We start from the raw sequence: 22,161 nt of genomic DNA, 5'->3' as shown, positions 1-22,161 counted from the left end.
TAAGCATTATCTACATTAGGTATAGCTAAAAAATAGTGAGATCGAGGTGCAGGTTATGTTCGAAGCACAGGCGTCAGAAGCCGTCGCCCTTCTGAAAGCGATGGCCAACACGCCACGCTTGCTGGTGCTGTGTCACCTTGCAGAAAGCGGAGAGCATTCCGTGGGCGGCCTGGCTGAGAAAGTGGGGTTGAGCCATTCTGCTCTTTCCCAGCACTTGGCCCGGCTTCGCGAGCAGAACCTCGTCGCCACGCGCAAGGAGGCTCAGACAGTCTTCTATAGTGTTTGCGACGACAAGGCGCTTCAGTTGCTCTCCCTCCTCCACGATCTGTTCTGTCCGCAACTCGGACACGCGGGCGCAATCATACAACGCAGGAGCTGATCCATGCAGACAGATACACATCTCAAACGAGCTACCACTCTGGTGGAAGAGACATTGGGGGGCGACCGGCAGGCCGCGGTGGTCCGGGCATTCTTCGATGAATCGACTTTCACCGCGACTTACGTGGTCAGCGATCCCGCCTCGAAGCGCGCCGCGATCATCGATAGCGTGCTAGATTACGATCATGCGTCGGGGACCACCGGTTTCGCGTCCGCCGATCTGGTCATCGCCTACGTGGAGCAGGAGAACTTGATCGTCGATTGGTTGCTCGAGACCCATGTGCACGCCGATCATCTTTCTGCGGCCCCCTATCTGCAGGAAAAGGTTGGAGGGAGGCTCGCGATCGGAGCAGAAATCACCACCGTGCAGAACGTCTTCGGAAAGATATTCAACGAGGGTACCGAGTTCGAGCGCGACGGATCTCAATTCGACGTCCTGATGGACGACGGAGACGTGCTGCAGATCGGCGAGCTCAAGCTGATCGCGCTACACGTTCCCGGCCATACCCCGGCCGACATGGCCTTCGTCATCGGCGATGCGCTGTTCACCGGCGACACGATGTTCATGCCAGACTATGGGTCGGCTCGCGCGGATTTTCCCGGCGGTGACGCACGCGCGCTATATCGCTCGGTGCGGCGCCTCATGGAATTGCCCGATGCAACCCGTGTGTTCCTCTGTCACGATTACAAGGCGCCCAACCGCGATCACTTCGTGTGGGAAACGACCATGCTCGCCGAACGCACCGCCAACGTCCATCTTCACAAGGACGTGACGGAGGACGACTTCGTGGCCATGCGCACTCAACGTGACGCCACCCTGGAAATGCCCCGGCTGATTCTGCCTGCGATACAGGTCAACATGCGCGGAGGCCATTTGCCTCAGCCCGAAGACAACGGGAACATCTACCTTAAGCTTCCCCTCAACCTGCTGCGATAGGACCTGTCATGTTGGAGCCTCTGTCCCCTTTTGTGGCGATCGCCGGTGGCCTGTTGATCGGCGTCGCTGCTGCTCTGCTGCTTTTGGGTAACGGCCGAATTGCCGGTGTATCCGGAATGGTGGCGACGGCATGCAGGATCGACACGCGCGGCACGCCCTGGGGGCAGGCGACCGCGTTCGTTGTTGGCCTGCCGTTGGGTGCGGGATTGGTTGCAGTGTTCATTCGCCGTCCCGAGCTGCTTATTGGGACATCGCCTGCTGCCCTCGTCGTTGCCGGATTGCTGGTCGGGTTCGGCACACGGTTGGGCAATGGATGCACCAGCGGGCATGGAGTGTGCGGAACGGCGCGCCTGTCGCCCCGTTCAATCGCGGCAACGTTGACCTTCATGGGCGTCGCTGCGGTGAGCGTCTTCTTCATTCGTCACGTTTTGGGGGTCTGATGATGCGAAATGCCCTGGCTGCCTTGCTGGTTGGCATTATCTTCGGAGCGGGCCTCGCTCTGTCGGATATGATCAATCCCGCTCGGGTACTAGCTTTCCTCGATGTGGCAGGACGATGGGATCCCACGCTGCTGTACGTTATGGGCGCTGCGCTTATCCCTTCCGCACTGGCCTATCTGGTCCGGCGCCGGATGACGCATCCCATGCTGGCGGACGAGTTCCACGTTCCGGAAAACGCCGGGCTCGACCGGCGCCTGCTCATCGGCGCGGCATTGTTTGGCATCGGCTGGGGCATTGCCGGTTTCTGCCCGGGCCCAGCCTTCGCCGGACTTGTACTGGGCGCGTGGCAAGTCTGGCTGTTTGTTGCCGCTATGCTCGTCGGCATGGCCGCGCATCGACTGCTGCCTCAGCCCGCCGAAAATTCCGGAAAGCCGAAAGCGGCAACCTAGGAGATTGACGATGACAATCTGCAAGCACCTGTCGCCCAATCTAGCCGTGCGACCGCAGTTGGGACCAGCCGAGATCGGCGAGTTGGCCGCTCAAGGGTTCAAAGGGATCATCAATGCCCGACCGGACGATGAGGAGCCGGGTCAGCCTAAGTCCTCCGAACTGGAAGCCGAGGCCAATCGACACGGTCTTGCCTATACGCATATTCCCGTGATTCCGGGTCAAGCCACGCCCGACGACGGTATCAGATTCGCCGAGGCGTTGCGCCAGTGCGACGGCAAGGTTATCAGCTTCTGCCGGTCGGGCGCACGCGCTGCGAGCTTGTGGGAACTGGCCGGCAAGCCGCAATAGTGCGCATATCGATGCTCGCCCGATACCTGCCTGTGCTTGACTGGGGCCAGAGTTACAACCGTCAGACTCTTATCAATGATGGTCTGGCGGCGTGCATCGTTACCATCATGCTCATTCCCCAAAGTCTGGCCTACGCCATGCTTGCGGGGCTACCGCCCGAGGTGGGGCTTTACGCTTCGATCCTACCGATCATAGCCTATGCCATTTTCGGCACCAGCCGCACACTGGCGGTGGGCCCTGTGGCAGTCATCTCGTTGATGACCCTCGCGGCGGCGGGCAGCGTCGCGCCGCCGGGGAGTGCCGAGTTCGTCGCCGCAGCGCTGGTTTTGGCTCTGCTGTCTGGACTTATCCTTACCTTGATGGGGATGCTCAAGCTCGGCTTTCTTGCCAACCTTCTGTCGCATCCTGTGGTGTCCGGATTCATTACCGCTTCAGGCATCATCATCGCCACCAGCCAGTTAAAATCGATCCTCGGGATCGCAGCTTCAGGCGAAGCGATGCCCGAACTATTGACCACCCTTGCCAGCAATATCGGGGGCACCAACCTGCCAACAGTCGGGATCGGCGTCGCCTCGCTCACGTTTCTGTTCTGGGTTCGCAAGGGGTTGAAGCCGACGCTGATGCGACTGGGCATTCCAGGCCGTCCAGCAGAACTGATCGCCAAAACCGGGCCGATCGCCGCCGTGGTTGCTTCCACGCTCGCTGTTGTGGCTTTCGATCTCGAACGCTTGGGCGTGAAGGTGGTCGGCGAGATTCCGCGGAGCCTGCCACCCTTTACGGTCCCTTTGTTCGATCCGAACTTATGGCAACAACTGCTGGTGCCCGCGTTACTGTTATCTGTGATTGGGTTCGTTGAGTCGGTCTCGGTTGCACAGACACTCGCTGCAAAACGACGGCAACGGATTGAACCGGACCAGGAACTGATAGGCCTTGGTGCAGCCAACATCGCCGCGTCATTTTCAGGGGGCTATCCCGTCACTGGCGGATTTGCTCGAAGCGTCGTCAATTTTGACGCAGGGGCCGAAACGCCGGCTGCCGGCGCGATGACGGCGATCGGTATCGCTATCGCTGCTCTCCGCTGGTCCGCGCGGCCCGCAATTGCTGGAAGATCATATCGCTCGCGAGAAAATCTTTCATTTCGATCACGAGCGTATTCCGGAGCGCGTGGTCCATGCGCGCGGCTACGGCATTCATGGCCACTTCGAGCTGAAGAAGGCTATTCCCGAGTACTCGCACGCCGCGATCTTCAACGAGGTCGGCGAAAAGACGCCAACCTTCACCCGCTTCTCCACTGTGGCGGGCAACAAGGGATCTCCCGATCTCGCTCGCGATGTCCGCGGCTTCGCGACTAAGTTTTACACCAAGCAGGGAAACTGGGACCTGGTCGGAAACAACATCCCGGTGTTCTTCATCCAGGATGCGATCAAGTTTCCCGATCTGATCCATGCCGCCAAGCCCGCGCCTGACCGCGGCTTCCCGCAGGCGCAGACCGCGCATGACAATTTCTGGGACTTCATCACGCTGAGCCCCGAAAGCATGCATATGGTGATGTGGATCATGTCCGACCGCGCCATCCCGCGCAGCTTTCGTTTCATGGAGGGCTTCGGGGTCCACACCTTCCGCATGATCAACGCCAAAGGCGAGGCGAAATTCGTCAAGTTCCACTGGAAGCCGGCGCTCGGCCTCCAATCGGTGATCTGGAACGAGGCGCTCAAGATCAACGGGATGGATCCGGATTTCCATCGCCGCGACATGTGGGATTCGATCGAGGTGGGCGACTTCCCGCAATGGGATCTGGGCATCCAGGTGTTCGACGAGGAATTTGCCGAACGCTTCGAGTTCGATGTGCTCGATGCGACCCAGATCATCCCCGAGGAACAGGTCCCGGTCGAGATCATCGGCACGCTCACACTCGACGCCAATGTCGACAATTTCTTCGCCGAGACCGAGCAGGTTGCGTTCTGCACGCAGAACATCATCCCCGGTCTCGACTTCAGCGAGGACCCGCTGCTCCAGGGGCGCAATTTCTCCTATCTCGACACCCAGCTCAAGCGACTGGGCGGCCCCAATTTCACGCATATCCCGATCAACGCGCCCAAATGCCCGGTCCACAATTTCCAGCAGGACGGCCACATGGCGATGACCAATCCCAAAGGGCGGGCAAATTACGAACCCAACAGCTGGTCGGGCGACATGGACGACAACCGCGAACCACGCGGCCCCCGGGCCAGCCCCGATCGCGGCTTCACCAGCTACGCCGCACCGGTCGCCGGACCCAAGGTGCGCGAGCGCAGCGAGACTTTCGCCGATCACTACAGCCAGGCGCGCCAGTTCTACGTCTCGCAGACCGCGATCGAGCAGACCCACATGGGCAATGCGCTGGTGTTCGAACTCTCCAAGGTCGAGCGCATGGACATCCGCCAGCGGATGGTCGGCCATCTGCGACACATCGACGACGGCCTCGCCCAGACAGTCGCCGACGGCATCGGTCTGACCGAACTGCCACCCAAGCCGACCCCCGCACGCAAGCCGGTCGATGATCTGCCCGAAAGCCCGGCGTTGTCGATCCTCAAGAACGGTCCCGACAGCTTCAAGGGGCGCAAGCTGGGCATCTATATTGCCGAAGGCGGCGATGCGAGCGCGGTCAGGGCGCTCAAGGACGCCGCCACGGCTGTCGGAGCGATCGCCGAGATAATTGCCCCGCATGTCGCGGGCGCCAAGCTATCGGACGGCAAGGTGATGGCAGCCGACCAGAAGATCGATGGCGGCCCCTCGGTGGTCTACGACGCCGTGGCGCTAGTAATGGGCAAGGACGCGGCGGAGAAATTTGGCATGGACAAGCCCAGCATCGACTTCGTCAACGATGCCTTCGCCCATGCCAAGTTCATCGCCTACGTCCCGGATGCGATGGCGCTGCTCGAGGGCGCAGGGGTCGCCAAGCGGATGGATGACGGTTTTGTCGAACTGACGAAGCCCGGCTCCGCCGAGAAATTCCTCGCCCGCTGCGCCAAGCTACGTTTCTGGGACCGCGAGGCGGTGAAGAAGGATTAAGAGCTGTCTTAGCGAATAGCCTTTGTCGGGCTCTTCCCCCGACACTTCGCATCGTCCACCTGTTAGGGGCCGCGTGTTGTCCTGAGTAGATCGAGACGATAGCCTTCTTCCCGACACGCCTTGGCCACATGCCAGGGCGCGGCGTTCAGGAGGAGTGCGACTGCAGTACAGCCATCGTCGAGCAGGTCATTGGGCCGATCGAGTTCAACTGTCCGCCTGGGACGTCCGCTATCGTCGACATAGTCGTCAGTCCCCGTCTCGGATCAGGTCGTCGAGAGCTGCCATATATTCGGATACTCGCCAAACACGGAAACTCGGCTGCAGGCAGACGGACTGCAGCCGAGATAGTCTTTCTATGCCGCGATTTGGGCCGCACCTAGCACGCTTCGGCTAGCTAGGCTCTGCGATTGCCATAACTATCCGCTACAGTCACTATGGGCGCTGATGCAGCGGATTGAGAGAAGACCACGACGACATGAGTGACCGGATCCTTGTTCTCTACGGCTCATATCGCTCCGATCGCGCGGGCATTCGTCTTGCAGACTACATCGTGCAAGGCCTCAAAGACCGCGGGAACGATGCCCGCCTGATCGACGCGCGCGCAATCGGGCTGCCGATGCTCGACCGGATGTACAAGGAATACGCGCCGGGCCAAGCGCCGCAGGCGATGGAAGACCTGGCAGAGCAGATCCGCAGCGCCGATGCCTTCGTATTTGTGACGGGCGAATATAACTGGGGCGTTCAGCCCGGCCTCAAGAACCTTACTGACCATTTCCTTGAGGAATGGTTCTGGCGTCCAGCGGCAGTGGCCAGCTATTCGGCGGGCAGACTGTCCGGGGTTCGCGCCAACCTCGCCTGGCACGGGACCCTGTCCGAGATGGGCATGGTGGTCATTCCCAGCACCGTGGCAGTCGGCCCGATCGCCATGACGCTCGACGAAAATGGCGCACCTGTCGGTGATGCTGGCCGCGCGCTTGACCGCGCCTTCTCGCGCTTCGCTGACGACCTGGCCTGGTGGACCGCTGCTGCTAAGCATCAACGAGCGCAGACGCCTCCGCCTTACTGACCTGGAATCGTTTCATTGAGACGGCACCGAAGTCAACGGTATGATCATTCCCCTCTGAATTGTGCCGCAGTCAGCTTCGGTTTTTCGCCCGGACCAACGGTAAAAACGTCGCGCCATTCAGGGTGCTTTTCATATCGGGCGCGGACATAGGGGCAGATCGGGATGATCTGGAATCCGCGCGCCCGCGCATCGGCGACGAGGTATTCGACCATCGCCGCCGCGAGCCCTGTCCCCCTCAGCTCATCGGTCACGCCGGTGTGGTCGGCGCTGATGAGGTCCGATCCGCGCCGGGTGAAGGTGATCTCGCCTTCGGCATCGAACCCGGCAACCCTGCCGACATATCGGCCATGCCTTTCGCCATCTTCCAGGGCGACGGTGATGTGTCGTTGGTCAGGCATAGTCGCGATCTTCCGGGAAGGGGGTGAACTCTTCGTTGTCGGCATCGGGCAGCTTCATGCGCCCCTGCCTCCAGTCCTCCCTGGCCTGTTCGATCCGATCTTTTGACGAGGAAACGAAGTTCCACAGCATGAACCGCTCGCCAATGGGATCGCCGCCCAGCACCATAATGGTGGCCGCTTCCCTGGCCGTCACAGAGGCATCCTTGCCCGGTTCGAGCACGGCCATCTGTCCGGTGCGCAGGAGTTGCCCTGCAACCTCGGCGGTTCCCTCGGCGACGTAGACCGCGCGCTCCTCGTACTCGGTGGGCAGAATGCGGCTCGCGCCCGCATCCATGTCCCAGTGCATGTAAAATTGGGGACTGTGCACCTTCACCGCCGATCGCATCCCTTCTACGCTGCCTGCGATCAGACGGCCGCGCAGGCCCTTCTCTTCCCATGTCGGCAAGTCGCCAGAGCCTTCGTGGTGGTAGAATGCCGGATCGGCCTCTTCGTGCTCGGTCGGCAGGGCGACCCAGGCCTGGATGCCGTGCATATGCGCTCCGTGCTCGCGTGCGTGATCGAAGCGTTCGGAATGGGTGATGCCGCTGCCGGTTACCATCCAGTTGACTTCGCCCGGGCGAATGTCCTGCGTCACGCCCAGGCTGTCGCGATGGGTCAGGGCGCCATCGTAGAGATAGGTCACGGTGGAGATGCCGATGTGCGGGTGCGGGCGCACGTCCATCTCGCGCGCGAAGCCCGGCGCAAGGTCTGCCGGGCCCATGTGATCGAAGAAGATGTACGGGCCCACCGTCCGGCGCGCATGGAAGGGCAGCACGCGGCCCACCTCGAACCCGCCGCCAAGGTCATGCGTGCGTTTGCCGATAATGCGTTCGATCATGCGTAAATTCCTTGGGCCAGTGGGCTGGGTGATAGGTCAATCGGGCAAGAGTGTGTCGCGCGCCTGCAAAAGTGGCCGGAGAGATCGAACGCCTCGGACACAGATGGATCAGGCCGGGGCCAGCGCCCCGAACAGCCGGGCGAACGGAACTCCTCGTGCAGCACGCCGCAATCGGCGATCATCCGCTGAGCCTCGCCCGCGCCGATGGTGCCACCCCCGCCGATGAAATCGCGGTGGCTGACCTCGCCGTCATAGACGATTGTCACCGGCTCGAAGCCCTTGTGCGGATGTTCGCCCACACCGCGCGGATGGCGCTTTACGGGTTCGCCGTTGTCCATCCAGTGGTGGCTGTAGTTGCGCAGGATAGTATCGGGTGTCTTCATCGCATCGCCTTTCGAGGGGCGTACTTTGCCCCACTCGGGGGCATTGCTTTCGAATTGGCCGCAACATATGTACATGCTGACATGTCAGCAAGTACGATCCAAAAGGATACTGTGGCGAACCAGCCCGAACCTACCGGACGGCTGGCATTGCCCGACAGAAAGGACGCTCGACTTCCTCTCCGGCAAATGGCGCCCCATGATGATTTTCTTGCTCGTGGAAGGCGCGCTACGCTTCAACGAGTTTAAGCACCGGCTCGGTGCGGTCCCCCCATCGCACGTTGACGAGGATGCTGAAGGAGATGGAGGCGGACGGGCTGGTCCAGCGCTAGGGCTTTGGTGAGATTCCGCCCCGTGTCGCCTACTCGCTTACCGCGGTCTCAGCCTGAGGCCGGACTTGCCGGCGATGGAAGCGGGGGCGCATGCCCAAGCCGAGAGAAGTCATGGAGAACTGCTATGTGCGACAATGCCAAATGGCCGTTAATTCCCTTTGAGCCGTGGAAGGAAAGTTGTGCTGCCTTGCACCTGCAAACGCAAATCGTCGGCAAGTATCGGCTTGCCCACACGCCCTGGGTCAATCACTCGTGGCACGCGACGCTCTACGTCAATGCAGACGGGCTTACGACCGGGCTGATCCCTGACGGTCCGGGCATCACCGTCCAGTTCGACTTGCAGCGCCAGCGCCTTGTCGCATCGTGCCCGACCGGAAAAAGCGACGGCTTTCCGCTTGAACCCATGTCGATCGCTGAATTCGACAGCAGGTTCAAGAAAGTGATCGCAACCCTCGGCGGATCGCCTGAATATCATGGCTTTCCCAACGAGTTGCCCGATGCGACTCCCTTCGCCGAGGACACTGCCGCGCGGCCGTGGGACGCCGATGCCGTCTCGCGCTTCCATCGCGCGCTGGTTCGGATCGACGCGGTGTTCAACGAATTCCGCACCGGATTTCTCGGCAAGGTCAGTCCGGTGCATTTGTTCTGGGGAAGCTTCGATCTTGCCGTAACCCGCTTCTCGGGCAGGCCCGCGCCGCTCCATCCCGGGGGCATCCCCAACCTGCCTGACGCTGTCACGCGGGAAGCCTACAGTCACGAGGTCAGTTCCGCCGGCTTCTGGCCCGGCGGTGGCGGGATCGACGAACCCTGCTTCTACTCTTACGCCTACCCCACACCCGACCGGCTCGCCGAACAGCTCGTAGGGCCGGCAACGGCACGGTTCGACAAGAAGCTGGGGGAATTCGTGCTCCCGTACGAAGCCGTTCGCTCCGCTCCGGATCCACGCGAGACGTTGCTGGAATTTTTGGCGTCAACTTTCGACGCTGCGGCACGGCTGGCCGGCTGGGATAAAGGCCTCGCCTGCGCGATCGGTCAGAAAGGCGTGCCACGCCTGGTTGGTTAAGTTGCGGCGGGCGCCTGCTCAGCATGAATGTGAACAGGCCCTTCCGCCTCCAGCCGCAGACGTGACGCTCGCTATCGGACATCTGACTAGCAGGTGTCAGGCGGTCCCTGGTGTGGTTCCAGTGGAGGAGACCGGATTGGGAACCAGTTCGGGCACCTTAAGCTGTCTTCCCGATCTTTAGAAACGTCATGGCCTGCGCGTGTCCGCCGGGTGTCAGTGCACAGGCCGTCTGCGTTCGCAACAGTGTGTTGACGTTGATCCCGGCGCCTTCTCGAACCGGTACGCAATATCGCCGCAGAGGTGCGCATCGCCATTCGGTAATGAGTGGCAGCTGCTACCGGGCTACTTCAAGGTGCGCAGCCAATGCCGTCAAGCCGACCGGTGCTGGTCCTTGCCGCTGCCGTCAGCCGAGATCGACCGCCTGCAGGATGCCGTCCATCTCGCGCGCGACGGCGGGCGTGATGTCCATGGCGTTGTTCCATCCGTAGGAGTTGTCGCGTTCCATCACAACGGCGCAGGACCTGCCGCTGACCACCCGGCCCAGGGCCGTATTGAGCGCCTGGTCGATTTGCTGCTGGCCGCGCTGCTGGGCGATGATGAAGCGCCCGTTCTGCTCCTGATCGAGCGCGCGCAACTGTTGCTCAAGCGCGGCCTGCTGACGCTGGTATTCGATCGGCGCGGTGGCGCTCCGCCGCGCCTCAAGCGCGCTTCGCTGCTGCTGCAGAGCCGCGCTGCGTTGTTCCAATTCGCTCGAGAGCGAAGACTGGAGCTGCCGCAATTGGCCTTGCATCGACTGGCCGGCGCGGGAGGCGGAAATAGCAGCCGAGCGCGAGAGCAGACACAGCCCCTCGATCGGCGGCCCGAAGGTCTGGGCCGCCGCAGGAGCGCCAAGGCAGGCGAGCAGCACGATGGCAAGAGGAGTAAAGGCACGCATGAGGCCCTTCATTCTCCAATCAGCCGGCCGCCGCAACCCTGTCCGCGCATGCCTGATCCTTCCAGACCACTTCGGACACGACGACATGGTAGCGCCCCTTGGGCTTTTCGAAGCGAATCTCCATTCGGCACCGCACCCGCTCCATGCTTCCGGGCTCAAGCGGAAAGAAGAGAACGTAGTTCCACCGCCGCGTAATGCCTTCTCCGAAATGGGGTGGGCCGATAAGTCGGTAGATGCTGAACTTTTCCAGCCCCGGCACGATCATCCGCACAGCGGCAGGGTCCACCGTCACACCCGTCTTGCGCTCCTCCAGCGGAGCGCGACCGAAGGCGTCCGGATCAACCGTCGGGACATAAGTTGCGACGGTGGTCTCCGAAACGTCATCCTGTGCAGTGGCCATGGTGGCGATCGATGCTGCTGCGATTGCCGGCAGCGCGAGAAGTCTGGCTATCATGTGTGCCCTCCTGTCGAATTGATTGAACGGATCAGAACTGGAAGCCGACGCCCACGTTCGCACCCGCACGCTCCTGCGTGTCGTAAGTGGCGCCGGCCTTGATCACGGTCTTGCCATCATCCAGCACCCGCGAAAGGCCGATAGCGAACGCGGATTGCCCCTGGTACGTGCCAGCGCCGAAGGACAGCATCCCGCGGCCCGGTTCGAAAGCCTGGGGAAGACCGGCTGCCGCCAGCGCGCCCGCCGTTCCCGCATTCGCATTCTCGCGCAAATCGCGGATGTCGTAGTCGATTCCGGCAAGCCTGGAGTCGGTGTAGGCGTTGGCTTCTTCCACCGCACCTGCAAGCCCGTCGTTGAGCTGCTGGACGTTGACCGCGTCGGTCGGCGCCTCACCCGCGGCCACGTTCTGCAGCCTCGTCGCCGATCCGCCGGGGTTGAAGGTGACGGATTCGCCGCCCTCGTCATACTGTACGGAGTTATTGGCGACCTGTTGCACCTCGTAGAGCTGCGAGCCGTTGACGGCATCGGTCGATGTCGCGCTGACGGCCCCGGCGCCGACGTTCTGAACGACATTGCCCCCCATATCGACGCTGGTGTTCGCGCCGACCGCGAGCCCGCCGTTCGCCGTAACCATGCCGGCGAAGGTGGGGTTGTCGACCATGCCGATCTCCAGCTCGTTACCGTTCAGCGTCACCACAGTGTTGGAACCGCCCGTCACGTTCAGAGTGCCGTTGGAACCGATGTTGGTCGATGCACCGCCTTCGGCCTGAATGTTCCAGCCCGCGCTGGCCGTGTCGCTGACGGCCTGGATGGCATCGTTGACGTTGTTGTAGGTGTTGCCGCCCACATTCAGCTCGGTCTGAACCATGCCGGTGTTCGGGTCATAGCTTGAATTGCCGCCAAGACCGCTGGCCAGGCTGTCGCCCATATTGTCGACGTTGTTCTCGACCGTTGTGAGGCGTCCGTCGATCTCGGTGACCGTGTCCTCGACATCCGTCACCCGATCGTCGACCTCGGCGATCTGCGTGTTCTGCGCATCCAGCGCGTCCCCGACGTTGTCGTACGTGTTGCCGCCGACATCGTAGCTGGGGCCGGTGTATTCGCCGGTCGTCGAGTCATAGGAAGCACCCCCGCCCAGCGACTCGGCGGTGTTCTGCGCCACCTGGTTCAGTTGGCTGACATTGACCGCGTCGGTCGGTGCCGAGCCTGCTGCGACATTGGTGAGCTGACGCTCTGCACCGGCGCTTCCGAACGAGACTTCGCCGACCGAGCTCTGCGGTGCGGCAAGCCCGTAGCCCGTGTATCCGACTTGCGCCCCCACGCCAGTGCCTGAGCCGGCACCCAGCGCGACGCTGTTGGCGAATGTCGCGCTGGCTCCTGCACCCATCGCGAGCGACTGAATGCCGTGGGCTTCCGAATTGGTGCCCAGAGCAACGGCGTCCGCAGCCGACACTTCGGCGTTCTGGCCAATCGCGGTGCCACCGGGCGCCGTCTGCTGGACGAGAGCGCCGTTACCGATGCCGATGCCGTTATCGCCGTTCACGATTGTTTCCGGGCCGACCGCGACCGATTCCGCGCCTACTGCCAGCGAGTCTCCTGCTGTAGAGTTGGCATGGAAATACTTGGTCGTGGTGGCGGAAACCGAACCGATCGCGCCCTGGAGCTGCCGGATCGTCGTCGCATCATGCGCCTGGGTCCCGTCGGCAAGGTTGGTGATCTGGCGATATTCGCCAGTCGCCGCGTTGCCGACCGAAATTGCGCCCAGAAGCGTCGCATCGCTCGTGTTGTACGGGATAATGTTCGTCCCCGCGATGATCGTGCCGCTCGACGGAGCAAGCGCCCGATCGGAAACCGAGCCCGAGCCCAGGGCGAACGATCCCTCGACCGTGGCTAGCGCCCCTTCACCGATCGCGCCGGAACCATCCGCCGAAGCGCCTGCTCCGACACCGACAGCCAGCGAATTCACGCCGGTCGCTCCGTCGTTCTCGTAGTTCGCGCCTTCCACCCCGGCGTCGTTGACGCTGTAATAGCGGGTCAGATTGCCGTCGACGGCCGAGAAGGCATCATAGACGCTGTTATAGGTGTTGCCCGCGATATTATACGTAGGGCCAGTGACCGTCCCATCAGGATTGACGACCGACGTGCCACCTAGGTTGTTCACGATGCTCTCGCTCACCCCGTAAAGCTGCGAACCGTTGATCGCATCGCTGGAGGCCGCATCGACCGCTCCGTCGGCGAGGTTGGTGATCGTGGTCCCGCCGGCACCCGCCAGCGTCGCCGAGTTGTAGTTTACTTCGCCCGGATCGATCACGCCGTTGGCGTTCGCGTCGTTCCAATCGTACTTGATGGCCCGTTCGTCGAGGTCGTCAGCCTGACTGGCGAGGCCTTCGACCGCCTGGTTGGTCGCAAACAACTGCGAACCGTTGATGGCATCCGTCGATGCCGCATTGACACGCCCCGCCGCGACATTGGTGACCGTGCGCTCCGCGCCGACCGCGCCAACGCTGACGGTGGAGGTCGGGGCCGCGCCGGCGAAGGCGTAATTGGTGCCGTTGATCGTGGTGCCAGCGGTGCCCACGGCTGCTGCCGTGGCTGAGCCGGAGCCAAGCGCAACGTCACCCGCGTTGTTGGCAACCGCGTTGGGACCAATGGCGATCGAATCGGTGCCTAGTGCCTGCGCGTCTGGTTCGGTCGAGTTGGCGCGGAAGTATTTGATGCCCGCGCCGTTGTTGATGTCGGTGATCGTGGTGTTGATGGTGGCCACGTCGCCCTCGACCGTCGTCAGACGGCCATCGAGGGTGCTGACATCGCCTTCCACCGTCGTCATCCGCCCGTCGAGGTTGGCGATGTCGGTCGTGTTGGTCGTCACCTGCTGGTTGGTCGCGTAGAGTTGCGAACCGTTGACCGCGTCGGTCGAGCTGGCCGAGAGTCGGCCGGCCGCGACATTGGTGATCGTCCGTTCCGCCCCCGCCGTGCCAACGCTGACCGTCGAGGTCGGTGCAGTGCCGGCGAAGCCGTAGGCCACTCCGCCGATCGTCGTTCCCGTGGTGGCGACGGCGGCGCCGGTGGTCGATCCGGAGCCCAAGGCAATGTCGCCGGCGTTGTTGGCGACCGCATTCGGGCCGATCGCCACCGAGTTCGTCCCCAGCGCCTGCGAATCCGGTTCGGTCGAGTTGGCGTGGAAGTACTTGATCCCTCCGCCATTGTTGATGTCGGTGATCGCGTTGTCGAGATTGGTGATCGCTGTCGTATTGCCAGCGATGTTGGTGGTGTTCGTCGCTACCTGCTGGTTGGTCGCGAAGAGTTGCGAGCCATTGACCGCATCGGTCGAGGTCGTCGACAGATCGCCATCGGTCAGATTGGTAATCGTCGTGTCGGCCATATCGAGACCGGTTGCATCGAGCACCTGCCCGCTCGCCAGTGTCACGCTGTCGGCAACAAGATCGGCGCTCGTGGCAATCGTGACATTGGTACCCGTGCGGGTCACCTCGATATTCTGACCGTCGACGAACTGAACCGTATCGCCCGGCGCGACATTGGTCGCGGCATCGCCATTGGCCTGAACGTTCCAGCCCATGTTGGCCGTCGTCGTTGCGGCTTCGACCGCCTGGTTGGTTGCGAAGAGCTGGGAGCCGTTCACCGCGTCGGTCGAACTGGCGCTCAGGCGGCCCGCCGCGACATTGGTGACGGTCCGCTCCGCACCCACTGCGCCGACACTCACGGTCGAGACCGGCGCGCCGCCCGCAAAAGTATAAGCCTGCCCGTCGATCGTCGTGCCGGTCGTCGCCACGGCCGCGGCCGTGGTCGACCCGGAGCCGAGCGCCACCGAACCCGCCTCGCTGGCCTGCGCATCGCGGCCGAGCGCGAGCGCGCTTTCGCCTGTGGCGGTCGCCTCGTAGCCGACTGCGGTCGAGCCCACCCCTTGGGCGAACGAGTCGCTCTCCGCCAGGCCGCGCTCGTTGGTGCGAGCGTAACGGATGCCGTCGCCGTTCGCTTCGGTGTAGGTGGTCGATGTGTCGCCGGCAATGTTGGTGATCGTATTGCCGACATCAGCGAGGTCACCCTCGACAGTCGTCACGCGATTGCCGAGATTGGTGATGTCGGTCGCGTTCTGATCGACCAATTGATTCGTAGCGAAGAGCTGCGAGCCATTGATCGCATCGGTCGAGGTCGCCGACACGTCGCCGTCCGCGAGATCCGTGATCGTCGTGCCGGCCATATCGAGACCGGTTGCATCGAGCACCTGCCCGCTCGCCAGTGTCACGCTGTCGGCAACAAGATCCGCGCTAGTGGCAATCGTGATATCGGCGCCCGTGCGGGTCACGTCGATATTCTGGCCGTCGACGAACTGAACCGTATCGCCCGGCGCGACATTGGTCGCAGCATCGCCATTGGCCTGGACGTTCCAGCCCATGCTGGCGGTTGCTGCGGCGGCCTCCACCGCCTGATTGGTAGCGAAGAGCTGCGACCCGTTGATCGCGTCGGTGCTGTCGGATGCAACGCGTCCTGCCGCCACGTTGATAACCTGGCGTTCGGCGCCCGCTGCACCCATGCTCACGACGCCAGCCGCCGCCGATCCCGTGCCAGCGAAAGTGTAGGCGGTACCGTTGATCGTGATTCCCGTCTCCGCCGTCGCTGCGCGATCGGTCGACGCATTGCCGAGCACAACGCTATTACCCTGCGTCGTGGTCACATCATTGCCCAGCACGAAGGTATTGTCCTGAGCGATAGTGTTGTCATTGCCGAAAGCGTAAGAGCCGCTGCCAATCACAGTGTTCGGATCGCCGAAAGCACCCGAGCCGGTGCCCGAAACAACGTTGCCAGTGCCCACGCTGATCGAATTGTCGCCGGTTGCCTGCGCACCGTTACCGAAGGCCAGCGCATTGAGGCCGGTGGCGCTGCTGTCGACGCCGATGGCGGTGCCGTTCTCGCCCGTTACCGAAGCACGTAAACCGAGGGCCAGGCCTGCTGCAGCATCGACATTGGCGGCAGCCCCAAGGCCGATAGCTCCGGTACGGGTGACGGTTGCGTTTGAGCCGAGCGCGATCATGCCACCTGAATCCGCCGCGTCGGTCATATTCGCAGATGCTCCATTACCAATAGCGACGCTAGCATTGGTCCTTCGCCCCCCTGCGGTCACTGCGTCGGCCTGTGCACCCGTACCGAGAGCCACGGAAAAGACATTACCCGTCGCGTCGCGTCCGAGCACGATTGCGTCGGAGACACCGCTGGCGTTACTGCCGATAGCGATTGTGTATTGGTTTGCGTCGGCATTCGTGCCGATCGCCACCGCACCTAATCGTCCGTTCGCCTGACTACCGAGGGCAACAGCTCCGCTCATGGCGGTTGTCTCGTACCCCATTGCAATAGTGCCGTATCGGAATTGATCGCCGCCGCCACTCAACGAACCAATTGTAGCGCTGGAGCCGAAGCCCATCGCGATATTCCCAGGGCCTGTAGCCCTGTTATCCTCTCCGATCGCGACCGCGCCATTGCCTGGCGCAATGAATCGGACGAAAGATCCTCGCACAAGTGCTTCATCACCAGCCGTATTGTTTGTGCCAAGTGCCACGGAGCCCATCGTGGGATCCGACAGGGGATTCTCCGGTATCGTGCCTGCGGTATTGCCGCTGCCCATGGCGAGGACGCCAGTTCCGCTCGCGGAGTTGGCGAGACCGCCACCCAAAGTGACCGCGCCGTCGCCCAATGCCGTGCCGCCATGACCGATCGAAACAGCCTCGCCCCCAGCAACGGTCGCGTCGGTGCCGAGCGCCAAGGAGTTCGCCGCACCCAAAGCTGTCGAGGCCCCCACGCCGATGGAGATGGCACCAGCTTCCTGCGCGCCGTTATTGTCGAAATTCGCGCCGTTCACGCCCCCATCATTGATGCTGACATAATGGGTGAGCTGCCCGCTGAGCGTGTCGGCCACGGCGAAGAGTTGCGAGCCGTTGACCGCATCGGTCGAAGTCGCGCTGACCTGGCCCGCGGCGACGTTCTGGATCTGGCGTTCCGCACCTGCTGCCCCGACCGAGACGACGCTCGTCGGTGTTGCGCCAGCGAAGTTGTAAGTCGTGCCGCCGATCGTCGTGCTTGCGGTCGGTACGGGTGCCGCCGTTACCGAGCCGGAGCCGAGCGCCACATCGCCGGCGTTGTTGGCCACTGCGGTGTCGCCGAAGGCCAGCGAGCCGGCGCCCAGCGCGCTGCTGGTGTTGCCAAGCGCGACCGAGCCCTGACCGACGACCGTATTCTGGAAGCCGATGCCGACCGCGCCCTGCGCCGCGGTGCCGGGCGTGCTCACGGCCTGTCCTCCGCCGCCGACCATATTGGTGTTGCCCATGGCCACCGAACCGTTCCCGGTCGCGGTATTGTCCATGCCCTGCGCCACCGCACCATCGCCGGTCGCGGTGTTGGGGTCGCCGATCGCGACCGCGCCGTTGCCGTTGGCAATGTTCTGCGAGCCGATGGCAACGGCCTTGCCGCCGGTTGCGGTGGAGCCGTTGCCGATAGCAACCGCCTCTTCCGCATCGGCGACTGCGCCATTGCCCATCGCGACGGCATTGTCTGCCAAAGCCTTGGAAGATGTCCCGAGAGCGATCGAGTCCACGCCGCTCGCCTGCGTGTTGTCGACAGTGTCCTGCAGAACCGAGCCGGTGGGCGAGGCGCCGAAGGCGATGGCACGCGTTCCGCTAGCCGCAGACGACAGACCTATCGCGATGGATTCATCGCCCGATGCCGTCGAAATCGGGCCGATCGCGGTGCTGCGAAGACCGCTCGCAAGATTTTGAAACCCTACCGCCAGAGAGTGGGTTGCGGTGCTGAAAGCTCCCGGCCCAAACGCCGCACTGCTTGTGGCGGAGGCAGTCGCTCCATTGCCTACCGCAACAGCGAGAAGGCCAGAGCTCGTTGTTCCAGACCCGATGGCGACGCCGCCAGCACTCGCGCTTGCAGATTCGCCTAAAGCCGTAGCATGGAAAGTAGCGGGACCGTCGATAAAGCCGAGCCCATCGGCGCGGTTGACATTATACGTACCACTGCCGGCGGCACTTGCGGAGGTACCGAGTGCAGTTGAATTTATCCCGGCGGCACTGGCGGACTGTCCGATGGCCGTGGCCCCATCCGCGCTGGATGCGGCGTTGCTGCCAAGAGCGAGTCCACCGACAGCATTGCTGACGCTTGCGCTCCATCCGATCGCGATACCTCTTGCCGAAGCCGCGTCGACGGCGAGCCCCATATTTGCACCGATGGCGATGCTACCGGCGCCTGCCGCAGTCGCCTGATTGCCGAGCACAGTTGAATTGACACCAGAAGCGGTCGTGTTGTTGCCAATGGCCGTGCCTTCGAGGCCGGTTGCTCTCGCGTCGCTGCCAACAGCAACGGCAAGCCCGCCGCTCGCCCTCGAGTCTGCACCGATGGCGACGCTTCGCGTGCCCGTGGCGTTACCGCCGCCGGCGTTGTACTGTGCATGAGCAGGAGCCGCGAGAACGCCCATCAGCGCGAGCGATGCTGTTCCAGCCAGAAGCCATTTTGCCTCACCGATGTTGGAGGCGCCGCCGCCGTGGGCAGGTTCGGCCACGGAACCGAAAATCGCGCAGGGCCTTCCGAAGCCTAGCGCGCCAAGCCCGAGGTTGTTGCGCTTCAGGCCCAGAACCCGGTGCGCCATCCGCAAGGCGGCCATCAGTCGGCGACGTTGAGATGCGGTGTTCGCCCCTCCGGGAATCCAGTTCCCGGCAAAACGATTGCTGCGTTCCCGGTGCGAAGCTGCATCGAATCCAAGCATGATAAACTCCCTCAACTTCTCGCCCTGATGATCAATTTCAGGCGCACAAAACCCTCGGCCACGCGATGCGCGAACCCGTTCGACAGTGATTCTTGGGAATCCGGAACTGGCGCGTTAGTGCGCGCCGTTCCGGCGATCGTTACGGACTATCCACCATGCGTGCGATCGATACGACGACGCAGGAACTCCCGCTTGGCACCAGCAGCGCTTGCCCCTGGTTACCGCCGAGATTGTAGAGCGGAACGCCCGCGAGATCGCCCACAGCAGTGCTTCCTTCGGGAAGCAGGCCCAGCACTTCTGGGCAGGATACCTGGAAGGGTGCAACGCGAACCATCTGCCCTTCGCAACCCTGCCCAGCGGGAGCAGCCGATACGACGGCCGCTGCCTGGCCCTGGGTATCCGGCCTGTCATAAGCAATGCCGACGACTCCCTGCACGGCGTGCGCGTCCGGATCATCGCCATCGGCCTGCACTTGCACGGCATAGGTAGATCCCGCCGTGGCAGCACGGCCGATACCGGCGAAGAGATTGGCGCAGCGGCTGACACCGAGCTGCGCAGCCTGTTCGGAAAAGGCCGAAGGTGCTTGGGTCGTCGATTCAGCTGCTGTCTGGGCGGCCGAAGGCGCCGCGCTGAGAAGCAGTGCGGCAAGAGTGGTCGCCCGCAACGTCGCGGTGCCTGAAGGAATCAGGCCCGAGGTGCGCCGCCACATGCGCCAGGCTCGGCCTTGGCACCTGGATATTCTCGCACTCATAGTCATCGTTGAAATCCCCCAAAGCCGACCAGACCGGGAAAAAGGCAAGCGACATTCGCAAGCGGCCGAAGAGGGCGGCCATCTGCAATCACTCCGGTGTGAACCTCACGCCGAAGAGGAGGCGATACACACGATCTTGCCCACTGCTCAGCCAACGCCCGTCCCCCACAGGTTGCGCGAACGACTCGATATGAACATCGTTCGCATCGCTTGTCCAGCCAAATTGTAAATGAAAGATTAAGTTAATATATCGTTGTCAGGAACAAACGACCCGAAAATATGCAGTTGAGTGAAATAAAAATAAAGTAATAACGGCATGTTAACTTTATTTATTGACGGTCGTTCAGAGTGGATCGCCGCCTGCGGCCTAGCCTGCCGATCGTGCGCTTGGGGCTATCGCCCGATGTGTCGAAAAGCGATCTTCGTTTAGCGAGCGCCACCGGCGACGCTGGGACGAGTACTGACGACCTGGGCGATAGTCGAGGTCGCGAGCCGCATCTTTTTTTGCTCCAGCACGACTGTCCGAAATATAGGACGCGGGGAAGTTTACCCACCTCATCGCATTGCAATCAGACGCTAATGCGTTTAATTTATTCTGAGATTGTACTTGCGAATAAATGTGACAACATTTCTGGTGTTGGTTCATGTCCCCATAAATGGAGTGGTGCCAGCCTTTAAGGACCCTGCAGAATGGCAGATCCATCGGATAGCAAAGGGCCTAACCCTCGGGGTCGCGCCTATCACAAAGGCAATGTCGCAGCCGATCTGAGGGAGGCGGCCGAGCGAATACTTGCCGCAGAAAACCTTGAGAATGTCAGCGTCCGACGCCTTGCGAGAGAGGTCGGTATTGCACCCGCAAACTTCTACAATCACTTCAACAACCTGGATGAGCTTCTCGCCAAAATTGCCTCTGCATCCCTCGATCAGGCCATCACGCGTGCAGTTACCACATGGTCAGGCCATGGATCGAAGCCTGAATTACTGATCGCTTCCGCGACCGAATTCATCCAATTTTGCCTGAGGAACAAACAACTCATGCGCCTCATGTTGCGCAGGCGGGAGCATGTCGATGGCGATGAGTACGACGATGTATCGGCTCGATCGCTCATGGAGGTCACCAGGTTCATCTATGGCGATGTATCTGAAGTAGCGTCTTCGGGCCCGAATTTTGAGAAGCATGGCATGGCGATCGGCTATATCGCGCTAACCTATGGCTTCGCGCTGATTCTCGCGGATGGACGCTTCTCGCTCGATGGGGAGGATGAAGTGCAGCTTTCGAAATTCGTTCGGAACGGCATCCTCCCATTTCTGGATGGCTCGGCGGCGGCTATTCTTGCGGCTGGAAACGAAGGCCCTCACCCTTCTGACTGATTGTGGGCACGCGACCATTGTCCCATCCTGCCCTGGTATTGGCGAGGTGTTCGCGGAGTTTGGGCAGGGTATTAGGCAGCCGACCGTGAACCAGCTGATCGCTCGCCGCGAGTGCTTGGGCACGAGTCACCGTTCAGGTTGGATGAGACGGGCTTGTTCGGGATGCTGAAATCCGGAGTGGACATGCTATCATCGCAACAAGTTGACCGGAGCCTTGGCGATGGCCCGCGTTCCGCTCTGGTCAACTCAAAGATCAGCATCCCGGTGCCGGAACCGGGGCTCTGGAACTTGACTGCGCACAGCGGCAATCCCGTGAATCTTGCAGGATTGATTACGCGGGATCCGCGCTGTGGCGTTTCCATCCGTCCCCCTACCGGGAACCGCTATCAAGCAGCCGCCTCCGCTCCAGGTGCAGCGTTGCCGGCGGTACCGCGCGCCGTCTGCCGCGAGAGCAGGCTGCGGAAGCGGTCCAGTGAGGCGAGATGGAAATGCACAAGCGCCAGCCATCCGCTCGCATGCCATTGGGCCACCACTTGCGTATCCAGTTTTGCGAACTTGTCCGCGTCGACGACCTGAAAGCCACCTAGTCCCAGCTGGCGTCCGTTAGGCAAGGTCGCATCGGCGCGCCGGTCGATCAGCAGGTCATGGCTCTGTAGCGCCTCTGCGAACTCCTGCGTGGCTTGCGCTTCACGGCGAAAGCTATCGCAAAATGCCAAGGCCTGACGTGTAACTTCGCTTGGCTTCCCATCCTCGAACAATGCTAGGCCGTCCTTGCCCTTGCTGGTGAGCCGTTCGGAACCCGCGTCGATTGCCAGGGCATAGCTTTCAGGCTCGGCAGTCTTCACGAAGCCGAAGGGATAGCGTCTGACATAAGCGGGAAGATAGCTGTGCTTGTCCCACTCCCCATCGTTCACGAACAGATTGGCCTGCTCCAGCCCGACCACCGCCAGAGGCGTGGCGTCGCCGCCACCGAACACGATCGGGTAGTCGCGCGAGGCCGCCGCAATCTCGCCGACTACGATTGGCACGCATGCGGTCTCCGCCGCGAAGCCCATATCGCCCGCCTTCAGACGCCACGACGCATGCCGCTGCGAGGACAGCGGAGCGGGATCGCTATAGAAAAGGGGCAATTTCGAATTCTCGGTCACGTACGG

17 protein-coding genes and 1 pseudogene are annotated in these 22,161 nt (G+C 62.2%); 10 read left to right on the top strand and 8 right to left on the bottom strand.

What is annotated here, in order from left to right:
- Positions 1-55 precede the first annotated feature (55 nt).
- The 8 genes and pseudogenes from AM2010_RS13910 (at position 56) to AM2010_RS01475 (ending at position 6,670) form a co-directional block, all read left to right on the top strand.
- Positions 56-379 carry an ArsR/SmtB family transcription factor gene (locus AM2010_RS13910; RefSeq protein ID WP_058350880.1) on the top strand — a complete coding sequence of 108 codons (324 nt, stop codon included), beginning with the start codon at positions 56-58 and terminating at the stop codon, positions 377-379.
- A gap of 3 nt (positions 380-382) precedes the next feature.
- Positions 383-1,315, top strand: coding sequence for an MBL fold metallo-hydrolase (locus tag AM2010_RS01505; protein ID WP_047805569.1), 933 nt, complete (start codon positions 383-385; stop codon positions 1,313-1,315).
- An 8-nt stretch (positions 1,316-1,323) separates the two neighbouring features.
- Positions 1,324-1,755, top strand: a complete 432-nt coding sequence (locus AM2010_RS01500) for a YeeE/YedE family protein (RefSeq protein ID WP_047805568.1) — start codon at positions 1,324-1,326, stop codon at positions 1,753-1,755.
- Positions 1,755-2,204, top strand: a complete 450-nt coding sequence (locus AM2010_RS01495) for a YeeE/YedE family protein (RefSeq protein WP_047805567.1) — start codon at positions 1,755-1,757, stop codon at positions 2,202-2,204. Before AM2010_RS01500 ends, AM2010_RS01495 begins: the two co-directional genes overlap by 1 nt.
- A 10-nt stretch (positions 2,205-2,214) precedes the next feature.
- The gene (locus tag AM2010_RS01490; RefSeq protein WP_053043848.1) at positions 2,215-2,553 is read left to right on the top strand and encodes a protein tyrosine phosphatase family protein; all 339 of its coding nucleotides are present in this window, start codon (positions 2,215-2,217) and stop codon (positions 2,551-2,553) included.
- Positions 2,554-2,564: 11 nt separating this feature from the next.
- A pseudogene (locus AM2010_RS13905) lies at positions 2,565-3,569 on the top strand (SulP family inorganic anion transporter); the annotation flags it as partial.
- An 82-nt stretch (positions 3,570-3,651) separates the two neighbouring features.
- Positions 3,652-5,604, top strand: coding sequence for a catalase (locus tag AM2010_RS01480; RefSeq protein WP_276325048.1), 1,953 nt, complete (start codon positions 3,652-3,654; stop codon positions 5,602-5,604).
- A 475-nt stretch (positions 5,605-6,079) separates the two neighbouring features.
- Positions 6,080-6,670 (top strand): NADPH-dependent FMN reductase, encoded by a 591-nt coding sequence (locus AM2010_RS01475; RefSeq protein ID WP_047805565.1) that lies wholly within the window; start codon positions 6,080-6,082, stop codon positions 6,668-6,670.
- A gap of 44 nt (positions 6,671-6,714) precedes the next feature.
- Here AM2010_RS01475 and AM2010_RS01470 read toward each other — a convergent pair whose 3' ends face one another.
- From AM2010_RS01470 to AM2010_RS01460, 3 genes are read right to left on the bottom strand one after another with little or no spacing between them, the layout of a single operon-like run.
- Positions 6,715-7,068 carry a GNAT family N-acetyltransferase gene (locus tag AM2010_RS01470; protein ID WP_047805564.1) on the bottom strand — a complete coding sequence of 118 codons (354 nt, stop codon included), beginning with the start codon at positions 7,066-7,068 and terminating at the stop codon, positions 6,715-6,717.
- Positions 7,061-7,945 (bottom strand): pirin family protein, encoded by an 885-nt coding sequence (locus AM2010_RS01465; protein WP_047805563.1) that lies wholly within the window; start codon positions 7,943-7,945, stop codon positions 7,061-7,063. Before AM2010_RS01465 ends, AM2010_RS01470 begins: the two co-directional genes overlap by 8 nt.
- On the bottom strand, positions 7,942-8,328 hold the full coding sequence (locus AM2010_RS01460) for a pirin family protein (RefSeq protein WP_058350879.1): 387 nt from the start codon (positions 8,326-8,328) through the stop codon (positions 7,942-7,944). Before AM2010_RS01460 ends, AM2010_RS01465 begins: the two co-directional genes overlap by 4 nt.
- 453 nt (positions 8,329-8,781) lie before the next feature.
- Here AM2010_RS01460 and AM2010_RS01455 point away from each other — a divergent pair, with 453 nt between their 5' ends.
- Complete coding sequence (locus tag AM2010_RS01455; RefSeq protein ID WP_047805561.1) at positions 8,782-9,720, top strand: DUF5996 family protein; 939 nt, start codon at positions 8,782-8,784, stop codon at positions 9,718-9,720.
- Positions 9,721-10,123: 403 nt separating this feature from the next.
- Here AM2010_RS01455 and AM2010_RS01450 read toward each other — a convergent pair whose 3' ends face one another.
- The 4 genes from AM2010_RS01450 to AM2010_RS01435 form a co-directional block, all read right to left on the bottom strand.
- Positions 10,124-10,666: an OmpH/Skp family outer membrane protein gene (locus AM2010_RS01450; RefSeq protein ID WP_201784025.1), complete on the bottom strand. Its 543-nt coding sequence runs from the start codon at positions 10,664-10,666 to the stop codon at positions 10,124-10,126.
- Positions 10,667-10,673: 7 nt separating this feature from the next.
- Positions 10,674-11,108 carry an outer membrane protein assembly factor BamE gene (locus tag AM2010_RS01445; RefSeq protein WP_047805560.1) on the bottom strand — a complete coding sequence of 145 codons (435 nt, stop codon included), beginning with the start codon at positions 11,106-11,108 and terminating at the stop codon, positions 10,674-10,676.
- A gap of 31 nt (positions 11,109-11,139) precedes the next feature.
- Positions 11,140-18,885, bottom strand: coding sequence for a YadA-like family protein (locus AM2010_RS01440; RefSeq protein WP_053043846.1), 7,746 nt, complete (start codon positions 18,883-18,885; stop codon positions 11,140-11,142).
- Positions 18,886-19,024: 139 nt separating this feature from the next.
- Positions 19,025-19,594 carry a hypothetical protein gene (locus tag AM2010_RS01435; protein ID WP_053043845.1) on the bottom strand — a complete coding sequence of 190 codons (570 nt, stop codon included), beginning with the start codon at positions 19,592-19,594 and terminating at the stop codon, positions 19,025-19,027.
- Positions 19,595-20,326: 732 nt separating this feature from the next.
- Here AM2010_RS01435 and AM2010_RS13900 point away from each other — a divergent pair.
- On the top strand, positions 20,327-21,007 hold the full coding sequence (locus AM2010_RS13900; protein WP_082132762.1) for a TetR/AcrR family transcriptional regulator: 681 nt from the start codon (positions 20,327-20,329) through the stop codon (positions 21,005-21,007).
- 386 nt (positions 21,008-21,393) lie between these two features.
- Here the strand turns inward: AM2010_RS13900 and AM2010_RS01425 are convergent, their stop codons facing one another.
- Positions 21,394-22,155, bottom strand: coding sequence for a SapC family protein (locus AM2010_RS01425; protein WP_047805558.1), 762 nt, complete (start codon positions 22,153-22,155; stop codon positions 21,394-21,396).
- Positions 22,156-22,161 lie beyond the last annotated feature (6 nt).

Source organism: Pelagerythrobacter marensis (assembly GCF_001028625.1).
Lineage (GTDB): Bacteria > Pseudomonadota > Alphaproteobacteria > Sphingomonadales > Sphingomonadaceae > Pelagerythrobacter > Pelagerythrobacter marensis.
The sequence above is the reverse complement of the archived record's forward strand: the minus strand, read 5'-3'. Positions and strand labels throughout refer to the sequence as shown.

Coding starts and splice junctions, on each gene's coding strand:
- AM2010_RS13910 (WP_058350880.1), top strand. CDS start 56: ATGTTCGAAGCACAGGCGTCAGAAGCCGTCGCCCTTCTGAAAGCGATG.
- AM2010_RS01505 (WP_047805569.1), top strand. CDS start 383: ATGCAGACAGATACACATCTCAAACGAGCTACCACTCTGGTGGAAGAG.
- AM2010_RS01500 (WP_047805568.1), top strand. CDS start 1,324: ATGTTGGAGCCTCTGTCCCCTTTTGTGGCGATCGCCGGTGGCCTGTTG.
- AM2010_RS01495 (WP_047805567.1), top strand. CDS start 1,755: ATGATGCGAAATGCCCTGGCTGCCTTGCTGGTTGGCATTATCTTCGGA.
- AM2010_RS01490 (WP_053043848.1), top strand. CDS start 2,215: ATGACAATCTGCAAGCACCTGTCGCCCAATCTAGCCGTGCGACCGCAG.
- AM2010_RS01475 (WP_047805565.1), top strand. CDS start 6,080: ATGAGTGACCGGATCCTTGTTCTCTACGGCTCATATCGCTCCGATCGC.
- AM2010_RS01470 (WP_047805564.1), bottom strand. CDS start 7,068: ATGCCTGACCAACGACACATCACCGTCGCCCTGGAAGATGGCGAAAGG.
- AM2010_RS01465 (WP_047805563.1), bottom strand. CDS start 7,945: ATGATCGAACGCATTATCGGCAAACGCACGCATGACCTTGGCGGCGGG.
- AM2010_RS01460 (WP_058350879.1), bottom strand. CDS start 8,328: ATGAAGACACCCGATACTATCCTGCGCAACTACAGCCACCACTGGATG.
- AM2010_RS01455 (WP_047805561.1), top strand. CDS start 8,782: ATGTGCGACAATGCCAAATGGCCGTTAATTCCCTTTGAGCCGTGGAAG.
- AM2010_RS01450 (WP_201784025.1), bottom strand. CDS start 10,666: ATGAAGGGCCTCATGCGTGCCTTTACTCCTCTTGCCATCGTGCTGCTC.
- AM2010_RS01445 (WP_047805560.1), bottom strand. CDS start 11,108: ATGATAGCCAGACTTCTCGCGCTGCCGGCAATCGCAGCAGCATCGATC.
- AM2010_RS01440 (WP_053043846.1), bottom strand. CDS start 18,885: ATGCTTGGATTCGATGCAGCTTCGCACCGGGAACGCAGCAATCGTTTT.
- AM2010_RS01435 (WP_053043845.1), bottom strand. CDS start 19,594: ATGTGGCGGCGCACCTCGGGCCTGATTCCTTCAGGCACCGCGACGTTG.
- AM2010_RS13900 (WP_082132762.1), top strand. CDS start 20,327: ATGGCAGATCCATCGGATAGCAAAGGGCCTAACCCTCGGGGTCGCGCC.